4 protein-coding genes and 3 pseudogenes are annotated in these 3,871 nt (G+C 70.2%); 3 read left to right on the top strand and 4 right to left on the bottom strand.

The genetic code is table 11. From position 1 onward, the window contains the following. Nucleotides 1-445 (bottom strand): NrfD/PsrC family molybdoenzyme membrane anchor subunit (nrfD, locus tag DY245_RS34185; protein ID WP_244943444.1); only part of this gene is annotated, 445 nt, incomplete at its 3' end. Further along, nucleotides 442-681, bottom strand: a pseudogene (locus DY245_RS34190) (4Fe-4S dicluster domain-containing protein); the annotation flags it as partial. The gene nrfD and the pseudogene DY245_RS34190, both read right to left, overlap by 4 nt. A gap of 75 nt (nt 682-756) precedes the next feature. Here DY245_RS34190 and DY245_RS48525 point away from each other — a divergent pair. Then, nucleotides 757-948, top strand: a pseudogene (locus DY245_RS48525) (hypothetical protein); the annotation flags it as partial. Between the two features lie 312 nt (nt 949-1,260). On the opposite strand, the gene DY245_RS34210 reads toward DY245_RS48525, so the two are convergent. Next, a complete protein-coding gene (locus tag DY245_RS34210; protein ID WP_128511015.1) occupies nt 1,261-1,728 on the bottom strand; it encodes a DUF5709 domain-containing protein in 468 nt (155 codons plus the stop codon). Nucleotides 1,729-1,849: 121 nt separating this feature from the next. After that, the gene (locus DY245_RS34215; protein WP_128511016.1) at nt 1,850-2,266 is read right to left on the bottom strand and encodes a DUF2795 domain-containing protein; all 417 of its coding nucleotides are present in this window, start codon (nt 2,264-2,266) and stop codon (nt 1,850-1,852) included. 269 nt (nt 2,267-2,535) lie between these two features. Here DY245_RS34215 and DY245_RS34220 point away from each other — a divergent pair, with 269 nt between their 5' ends. Both DY245_RS34220 and DY245_RS47700 read left to right on the top strand, forming a co-directional pair. Further along, nucleotides 2,536-3,663 (top strand): baeRF2 domain-containing protein, encoded by a 1,128-nt coding sequence (locus tag DY245_RS34220; protein ID WP_128511017.1) that lies wholly within the window; start codon nt 2,536-2,538, stop codon nt 3,661-3,663. Nucleotides 3,664-3,676: 13 nt separating this feature from the next. Beyond that, nucleotides 3,677-3,804, top strand: a pseudogene (locus DY245_RS47700) (LPFR motif small protein). The last annotated feature ends 67 nt before the right edge of the window (nt 3,805-3,871 follow it).

Genomic DNA, 3,871 nt, shown 5'->3' on the forward strand with positions numbered 1-3,871 from the left:
CACCGGCCCGCGGCAGCCGGCCGGTGACCGCGCACACGGCCGCCGCGCCGGCCGCCGGCCCGTACCCGCCCAGCAGCCATGAGCCGACGCTCATCGGCGAGGTCGGCTTCAGCACCCGCAGCATGTGGGCGAACCGGCCGGGGCGCCCGAGGTCGTTGATGAGCGCGGCGGCGGACAGCGACACCGCCGCGAGCGAGGAGACCTTCATCGACGTCGCCAGGGAGGTGCGGCCGGTCAGCTGGGCGCCCGCGGCGAGCACCGAACCCGCGCCCGCCAGGCCGCCGAGGAAGAAGTATCCGGCGATGTCCCGGGCCGCCCAGGAGGGGGCCTTGATGATCGGCTTGCCGTAGTAGGAGCGGAACTCCGCCCCCGGGACCATGAGTTCCTCGCCTTTGCGGGCGCGTCGCGAGCGCCGGCCCCCGTTCGGGGGCGTGCGGTGCGTCATCGTCGTACCTTCCTTCGCAGGATCGCGGGCAGCGCGAACGACAGCGCGAAGCCGCCCGCCAACGACAGCGCCGCCGCCCCCGCGTGCTTCCACATGGCGGGCAGGTCCCGGGTGGTGACCACGGGGTCGGGCGGCAGCCCGTACACCTCGGGCTCGTCGAGCAGCAGGAAGAACGCCCCGTCACCGCCGACCCCGTCCTCGGGATCGTGTCCGTACGGCCGGGCGTCGTGCACTCCCGTCCGCGGCCCAGAGGGTCCCCGCCGGTGAGCTGCCGGTACGCGGGCCAGTCGCGCAGCAGCCTGCGTACGCCCATGGTTCCTCCAGCGTGTCGACTCTGCGGTACCCCTCCAAGCTCGCTCCCGCGGGCGTCGCGTGCCCCTTGGTGGGCTTGTTACTCACCCAACCGGGCACTTGAAGGCTTCGTGGTGCAGATCCATGACGCGAGCACCCTGCACTTCGACTTCCGGCTGGAGGTCGACGGCGTACTGATGCGCGGGGCCGTACGCCCGATGCTCGCCGTGCTCAGCGGCCGGCGGGAATGCGGCGACGGCTGGATATTCGAACGCAAGCTCGAACGACTGACCGGGGAGGTGCGTCATACGCTCTGTGGCCAAGGCATCGAACAATGCGTGCTTTATTCGGCACTCGACGCCGATATCCGGCATATTCCGGTTCATCGTCGCCGAGGGTGCCTGCGTGCATATCCACCGCGATCTCGCCGCGGTCGCGCTACTCATGATGGAGCGCAATATGCAACTCCGTATTCATATGCAGACCCATATTGTGTATGCGCGCGACGCGGACGTCTTCTGAAACTACCCGGGGAGGTCCTCGTCCCGGGCGATATGCACCGCAGCTTCCTCCGCCGAAGCGGCCCCACCGTCGATTCCGACGTCCCGGGCGGAGACATCGTTGCTGCCGCCGCGCCAGAAGCCCTCGTCGGAGCCCACCAGCCGGCCGGCGCGCTCGTCGCCGCACTCGATATCGACCGGTTCACCCACCCCGCCCGGGAGATCGCCGATGTCGTCACCGTCGGGCGGGCAGACGTCCGGCACCTCGATCGCCAGCCGGTGGTCGAGCGTCTCGCGGTCGTGCAGCTCCCGCGCGGTGACCCCGTCGTGATTCACCACGTACGGCCGCTCGGGCGGCGAGTAGCCCATGTCCAGCGTCTCGTCGAGGCCCGGCTCGTCCAGGGCGTCCTCCATGTCGAGGTCGTTGGGGTTGTCCTGGGGGTCGGTTTTGGGCGGCTGGTAGACCTCGTCGCCCATTACCTCGTCGGACATGACCGCCCTCCCTCTTCCCATCCGCTCGCCCCACCGCCGAGTGCGGCAGGTGCCTCTAGGGCCAATTGTCCGCCTCCTGGTGCCGCGCGGCAGCGCCAGCACGCGCGAAGCGGCCCTGACCTCAGGTGCGGCGGTGTTCCGTGTGGATTCCGACGGCCTCGGCGATGCTCTGCACATTGCCGAAGCGCTCGTGTGCGGGCAGCCGCTCAGCCATGGTGACCAGCCGGTCCGGCGCGTTGTTGCGGCGCAGTGTCTCGATGATCGTGTTCTTGTCGGCCGGGTACAGGCTCCGGCCGAGATGCTGGGCGAGTTCGGAGCGCAACCCGACATCCTGCTCGGTCATACCGCTGGGCGTACCGCCCCTGAAGTCGCTCTCGGGCGACCACGCGGCCACCGGCTGGTCCTCCCCGGCCGGCTGGAGTTCGCGCTGCTCGTCCGTCCGCAGGGAGCGCTCCGCCGTCAATTGCCCCCGCAGTTGCCGCTTCATCACGTCGTCCCGGGCGGGGCCGGTCTTGTCCGTTCCGTGTTCCATGACCATGGCTGCCTCCGGCTCTACGTGTCGGACAGGCCCGACGCGTTTCTCCCAGTTTCCCTGGTCCCTCCGCCCTAACAACCCGACGGCGCTGTTTCAACCCTGCACACGGAAATTGTGCGGATGGGCACGGAACGTAACCGCAGATGCATATGCCCACCATGCATACGCCTTTACGGAACGGGAATTCGTATGACAGCCAACCGCATCCCGACGACAGCCAACCGCATACCGGAAGAATCCGAGGAATCTCAGGAATCCAAGGAGGCAGCGCCATGCGACTCTCGCTCCTTCAACCGGTCATCGAACGGCCGGGACCATGGGCAACCGTCTATGCCGATATCTCGTACGACACCGAGGACGCCGAAAAACAACAAGAGTTGACGGCGAGCGCCACCTGTGCACAGCTCTTCGCCCTCGGCGCCGACGAGGCCACCTGCGGCGCCGTGCACGAAGCCCTGGTCACACGACGCGGGGGTGAGCCGGGGGTGCACACCGGGCGCGTGCTCTTCGCCGCCGACGGCGTGATCGTGCTCGATACGCCGCTGCCCGGTCCCCCCGCCACTCCCTTCGCGGCCTGGGAACCGGTGCCCCGGGTCACCCCCCTGCTGGCTGCGGTCGGCGACGACCCGGTCTGCCTCGTGGTCCGTCTGGACCGGAACGGAGCGGACTTCGCCGTACGCGGTGAAACGGGCACCGAGGACGCCGGCCGGGCCGGCGGCGACCGGCCCATCCGTCGCAGCGCCTCGGCGGAGGCGTCCGAACGCCACTTCCAGGCCAAGGCGGAGAACACCTGGGAGCGCAACGCCGGAGAGCTCGCCGACGCGGTACGCGAGGCGTTCGAGAGCTGCGGCGCCGAGGCCATCGTGCTGATCGGCGAGGCGCGCGAACGCCGGATGGTGCACGACAAGCTGCCCGAACCGCTGCGCGCCATCACCTACGAGAGCGAGCACGGCGGGCGCGCGCCCAGCGCCGAGACCGACCTGGTGGAGCGGGACATCGCCCAGGTCAGGGCCGTCCAGGAGCGCGACCACATCGCGGAGGTGGCGGACCGCTTCCGTACCGGTGCCGAGCCCGGCGGCACGAGCACCCCGCACGCCGCGGCCGGCATACCCGCCCTGGTCGAGGCGGCGCGCGAACACCGGATCGACACCCTGCTGGTCAGCCCGCACGGCGCGGACATCGCACGGCACATCTGGGTGGGTTCCGGTGTCGACCAACTGGCCGTACGCGGAACGGAGTTGACGTCCCTGGGTGAGACGCATCCGGCCGCGGCACGCGCGGATGACGCCTTGGTGCGGGCGGCGGCCGCGAGTGGCGCCGACATCGTGGTGGTCCGCGACCCCGACCGGGCACCGACCGGCGGGCTCGGCGCCATTCTGCGCTGGACGGACGAAAGCTGACGGAGGGTCACTCATGTTGAAGGCGATCGCAGATGTGCTCCGGGCGATCGGTGGTGCCCTCGCCACCGTCGTCACCCTGCCTTCCGGGCCGTGGCCCGGCTCTTCGGCGGGGCCTCGGACACGGCACGTGGGCACCACTGAGCAGGCGCACCACCGAGCATGAACGCTGCACGGGGCCGCCCGCCGACCGGCGGATCCGGTCGGCGGG

Source organism: Streptomyces inhibens (assembly GCF_003389455.1).
GTDB lineage: Bacteria > Actinomycetota > Actinomycetes > Streptomycetales > Streptomycetaceae > Streptomyces > Streptomyces inhibens.